This is a genomic window from Mycobacterium szulgai, from assembly GCF_002116635.1.
Taxonomy (GTDB): domain Bacteria; phylum Actinomycetota; class Actinomycetes; order Mycobacteriales; family Mycobacteriaceae; genus Mycobacterium; species Mycobacterium szulgai.
In genome coordinates this window covers 1-5,907 of sequence record NZ_LQPW01000070.1, presented here as the reverse complement: position 1 = coordinate 5,907, position 5,907 = coordinate 1, and the positions used below count along the sequence as shown (strand labels likewise).

Annotated in this window: 2 protein-coding genes; one reads left to right on the top strand and one right to left on the bottom strand. The window is 66.8% G+C overall.

From position 1 onward, the window contains the following. A partial coding sequence (locus AWC27_RS12045) for an acyltransferase domain-containing protein (RefSeq protein WP_425437478.1) occupies window positions 1-3,674 on the bottom strand: 3,674 nt, incomplete at its 3' end. 590 nt (window positions 3,675-4,264) lie between these two features. On the opposite strand from AWC27_RS12045, the gene AWC27_RS12040 reads away from it, so the two are divergent. After that, on the top strand, window positions 4,265-5,907 hold a 1,643-nt coding region (locus AWC27_RS12040), incomplete at its 3' end, for a type I polyketide synthase (RefSeq protein WP_139836942.1).

Here is a 5,907-nt window from a genome sequence, read left to right as displayed (position 1 = left end):
TCGGTGGCGTCCGAGGTGCTGATCAACAGCCAGGTGCCGGGCTCGGCATGACTGTTCTCCGGCAGCTGGCGCTGTTGCCACTCAATGGTCAGCAACCGCTCGCCCAGGACACGGTCGCGCTCATGACCTGGACTGGCGCTGGTGCCAAGCTGCAGACCGCGCACGGACAGCAGCACCGCGCCCTGCTCGTCCAACACGTCCAGGTCGGCTTCCACACCCGAGCCGCACGCCGTCACCGTCGTGTAGCAATACCGGGCATTGCGGGCCCGGCCGTAGGCACGCAATCGGCGAACACCGAGCGGCAGCAGCAGGCCGCCGTTACCGGCGTTGCGGACGCTGGGATGCGCCGCTACCGACTGGAAGCAGGCGTCCAGCAGTACCGGATGCACGCCGAAGGCGCCTTGTTGTGTCCGGACTGAGCTCGGTACGGATAGTTCGGCCAAAACGGTGGTACCGCCGGTTTCCTGGGCGGTATGCACCATCGCCAAGCCGCTGAAAGCCGGGCCGTACTGAATACCGCGCACGTCGAACTCGTGCCGAAGCTCGTCGCCCGCCGCGGGGTTGGGATGCGACGCGAGCAGCGCGTCGATGTCGTGGGCAGCTGGCCGGTCGTCTGGGCCGGTTTGCCCGAGGGCGTGCAGCGTAGCCGAGGCCCGCCGCGCGCGTTCCCCGTCTTGCAGCGTTTCCACCAGGAACGGAACGACACCGGGCGCCTCCACCGTTGCGGTGGCGGCGACGGGGGTCTGCTCGTCAAGCAGCAGCAGCTGTTCGAAACGGACATCGCGAACTTCGGACGCCTCCCCCAAGACGGTGCTGGCCGCGGCCAGCGCCATCTCGCAGTAGGCAGCGCCGGGAAGCGTTGGGGCACTGTGTATCTGGTGATCGGCAAGCCAAGGCAGCGCCTCGGTACCCACTTCACCCTGCCAAACGTGGCGTTCGGGGTCCTCGGGCAGCCGCACGTGAGAGCCCAATAGCGGGTGTAGTGCGACGATATGGCCGCCGGTGCGGCGCTCCGTCTTGTCGTTGAGGAACAACCGGCGGTGCGACCAGGCGGATAGCGGCGCGTCCACAAGTTGACCGCCGGGGTAGAGCACCGAGAAATCCACCGCCGCGCCGGCCGCATACAAATCGCCCACCAGCCCACGCAGCCCGTAGGGCAGCGGCTGCTCACGCCGCATTCCGGCCAAAGCCGCCACCGACATGTCCAGGCTGCGGGCGGTCTGATCCACCGCATGCATCAGCAGCGGGTGCGGCGACAGCTCGGTGAACACCCGGAAGCCGTCCTCGAGCGCGGCCTGCACCGCCGCGGCGAAGCGCACCGTGTGCCGCAGGTTGTCGGCCCAATAGTAGGCGTCGCAGTAGGGCTCATCACGCGGGTCGAACGACGTCGCCGAGAAGTACGGCACCTCCGGGGACAGCGGGGTGAGGTCGGCCAGCGCCTCGGTCAGATCGTCGAGAATCGGGTCGACCTGGGGTGAATGGGAGGCCACGTCGACGGCCACCTCGCGGGCCATGATGTCGCGCTCCTCCCAGATCGCCACCAGATCGCGCACCGTCTGGGTTGCCCCGCCGATCACCGTGGACTGCGGCGACGCCATCACCGCAACCACGGTGTCGTTGATGCCACGGCCCATCAACTCCGAAAGCACTTGCTGCGCAGGCAGTTCCACCGAGGCCATCGCCCCGCTGCCGGCAATGCGCGTCATCAGCTTGGAGCGCCGGCAGATCACCCGCACCCCGTCTTCCAGCGACAGCGCACCGGCGACCACCGCAGCAGCGGACTCCCCCAATGAGTGGCCGATGACCGCACCCGGCTGCACGCCGTAGGACTTCATCGCCGCCGCCAGGGCGACCTGCATCGCGAACAGGGTGGGCTGGACTCGGTCGATGCCGGTGACTTTCTCGGGCGCGGTCATCGCCTCGGTCACCGAGAAGCCCGACTCCGCGGCGATCAGCGGCTCGAGCGTGGCGATGGTAGCGGCGAACACCGGCTCGCTGGCCAGCAGGTCAGCACCCATCGCCGCCCACTGCGAACCCTGCCCGGAGAACACCCACACCGGACCGCGATCATCCTGACCGACCGCAGGCGGATACGGGGTCTCCCCCTCGGCAACCTCCCGCAGCGCCGCCGCCAGGTGCGCGGAGCTATCGGCGATGACGGCCGTACGCACCGGCCGGTGCCCGCGCCGGCGGGCGAGCGTGAAGCCCACATCCGCCAGCTCGACCTCACCCTGGCGCTCGGTCACCCAATCGGCCAGCCGCGCAGCCGTTTGGCGCAGTCCATCCTCGGAGCTGGCCGACAGCGGGAACACCAGCGGACCATCGATACCGGCGGTGGTCGAGACATCTTCCGGCGCAACGGGTTCGGGGGCCTGCTCCAAGATCGCGTGCACGTTGGTTCCCGACATGCCGTATGACGACACCGCCGCCCGCCGGGGGGCCTCCCCCGCAGCCGTCGGCCACGGCGTAATGTCCTGCGGCACAAAGAGGTTGGTTTCGATCTCGGCAACCTCGTGGGGCAGTTCGGTGAAATGCAGGTTCTGCGGAACGACCCCGTGCTGCAGGGCCAGGACCGCCTTCATCACGCCCAGCGCTCCGGCGGCAGATTGCGTGTGCCCGAAGTTGGTCTTCACCGAGCCGAGCACGCAGGGACCGTCGACGCCATAAACCTCTGCCAGGCTTGCATATTCGATCGGGTCACCCACCGGGGTTCCGGTGCCGTGTGCCTCGACCAGACCAACCGTGGCGGGGTCCACGCCGGCCGCAGCCAACGCGTCGCGGTAGACCATGGATTGCGCTTTGGCAGAAGGGGTCACGATGTTGACCGTGTGGCCGTCCTGATTGGCGGCGGTACCGCGGATGACGGCCATAATCCGGTCGCCGGCGGCAATTGCATCGGGCAGCCGCTTGAGCGCCAACACGACACAGCCCTCGCCGGACACGAATCCGTCGGCCGCGACGTCGAATGAATGACAGCGTCCAGACGCCGACAGCATGCCCAGTGCCGAGCCGGATGCGAACCTGCGCGGTTCCAGCATCACGTAGACACCGGCCGCGAAGGCGACGTCGCTTTCGCCGTCGTTCAGGCTACGGGCGGCCAGGTGTACAGCAAACAAGCTCGAGGAGCATGCCGTGTCGATGGTGACCGCGGGGCCGTGTGCCCCCATGGCGTAGGCGACCCGCCCGGATGCCATGCAGGCATTGGTTCCGGTGTTCCCGTAGGGCCCCTCCAGGGCCAGGCCATCGGCGTGGACGAAGGTGTAGTCACTATGCAGCAAACCGACGAAGACACCGGTGCGTGAACTGGCCGTTACTTCGGGCGTCAGCCCGCCGTGTTCCATTGCCTCCCAGGCGGTTTCCAGCAACAGACGATGCTGTGGATCCATCGCGGTGGCTTCGTTCTCGGAGATGCCGAAGAAGTCGGCGTCAAAGTCGCCGACGTTGTCGAGGAACGATCCCCATTTACACACCGACCGGCCCTGGGCGCCCGGCTTAGGGTCGTAGTACTCGTCGATGTCCCAGCGTTCGGGCGGAACCTCGGTGACCAGATCGTCCCCACGCAGCAACGCCTCCCAGAACTGGTCAGGCGAGTCAATGCCCCCTGGCAGCCGGCACGCCATACCGATGACGGCAACAGGAGTAACGCGCGTCCTATCCACGGTCCTTCTCTCCATACTTATGCTTCAGGTTCATACCACTGGGTTAGAGCTCGTATCAGCGGTTCGAGGAACATCGCTGACATGCGTTACGTGCCGGAAAAAAACCGCAGCCTCCAGCCCGCATAACCCAACGACCCCCTCGAAGCCAACGACAAGTCCTTGGCCTGTCGAGCCTAGCGGCTCGGCTTCACAGCCGCGGAAAAATCGTGCGTACGTACAAAAAATTTGCTGGCGGCCTGCGGAAATCGAGCCGCCGCCCAGCCAACTTGGGCGGGCCCATAGGTCGAGGTTGCGGACACGGAGTTGCTGAACGGCGCCGCTTCGGCCCCCGGACCAGCGCCCCAGCAAATTTTGGTACGTCCGCACGATTTTTCCACATGGATGAAGGCAACCGACTAGGCTGCTGATCACTTCATTGACTAGGGGTGGGCTTCGGATGCGGTGGCTGGCGCATGTCGCGACGGCGTTGCCTCAGCCCGGATCGCGGTCGAGGCGGTTTCCTCCGAAATCGCTGAGACGAAGTCGAAGCCACTGATAAGAACTGAAGCAGCTACGAGAGGTGAACCACCGTGGATAGGAAAGTTACTCCGATTGCCGTCATCGGCATGGGGTGCCGGCTGCCGGGGGGCATTGACTCACCCGACCAGTTGTGGGAGGCGTTGCTGCGCGGCGACGATCTGGTCACCGAGGTTCCCCCAGACCGCTGGGACGTCGACGAGTACTACGACCCCGAGCCCGGCGTGCCCGGACGCACGGTGTGTAGGTGGGGCGCTTTCCTGGACAATGTCGCCGACTTCGACGCGGAGTTCTTCGGAATCACCGAAAAGGAAGCGACTGCGATGGATCCGCAGCATCGCTTGCTGCTGGAGAGCGCATGGGAAGCCATCGAGCACGGCGGTCTGGCTCCCGACACCATGAGTGGCTTGCGGGCCGGCGTGTTCATGGGACTCATGCATGACGACTACCAGTTCGTCCACGCCGACGCCCAGGCCCTGGAGGGGCCGTACGGATATATGGGCAACAGCTTCGCCATGGGCTCCGGGCGCATCGCCTACGCCCTGGGCTTGCACGGTCCCGCCATTACCGTCGACACCGCTTGCTCGTCCGGCCTGACCGCTATCCACCTGGCCTGCCGCAGTCTGCACGACGGCGAAAGCGATGTTGCGCTGGCAGGTGGCGCTTCGGTGATGTTCGAACCCCGCAAGTCAGCCTCGGGATCCGCCATCGGCATGCTGTCCCCGACCGGACGGTGTCACGCATTCGACGTCGCGGCCGACGGGTTCGTGGCCGGCGAGGGCTGTGTCGTGGTGTTGCTCAAGCGGTTGCCGGATGCGCTGGCCGATGGTGACCGGATTCTGGCCGTGGTGCGTGGCACGGCCGCCAATCAGGACGGCCACACGGTCAATGTGGTGACGCCGTCGCGCCCGGCGCAGGTCGAGGCTTACCGGGCGGCACTGGCCGCGGCGGACGTGGACCCGACCACGGTCGGCATGGTGGAGGCGCACGGCCCGGGCACCCCGGTGGGCGACCCGATTGAATACGCGAGCCTCGCCGAGGTGTACGGCACCGACGGGCCCTGTGCGCTGGCGTCGGTCAAGACGAATTTCGGCCACACTCAATCGGCCGCCGGTGCGCTGGGGCTGATGAAGACGGTCTTGTCCCTGCAGCACGGTGTTATTCCGCAGAACCTGCACTTCAGCCAGCTACCCGACGAATTCGCCGAGATAAATACCAATCTTTTTGTACCGCAAGAGGTTACGCCGTGGCCGGCAACCGCTGAGCACCAACCGCGGCGAGCGGCGGTCTCGTCGTACGGGTTCTCGGGCACCAACGTGCATGCCGTCCTGGAGCAGGCTCCCGACACCGCTGCGCCCGATACGGAACACACCGCAGCGGGCCTCGAAGGCGCGCTGGTGTTTCCGCTGTCTTCCAGCTCGCCGCAAGGACTGAGCGAAACCGCTGCGCGCCTTGCCGATTGGGTCGACGCACAGGGACCCGACCTTGCACCCGCGGATCTGGCATACACGCTCGCGCGCCGCCGTGGGCACCGGCGAGTCCGCACGGCCGTGCTGGCCGCCACGGCACCGGAGCTGTCCAGGGCATTGCGCGAGGTCGCCGAGGGCGAGACCCCGTATCTGCCCGCGGTCGGTCACGATGACCGCGGTCCGGTGTGGGTGTTCTCCGGGCAGGGTTCGCAGTGGGCGGCGATGGGTGCTGACCTGCTGGCCAGCGAGCCGGTGTTCGCCGC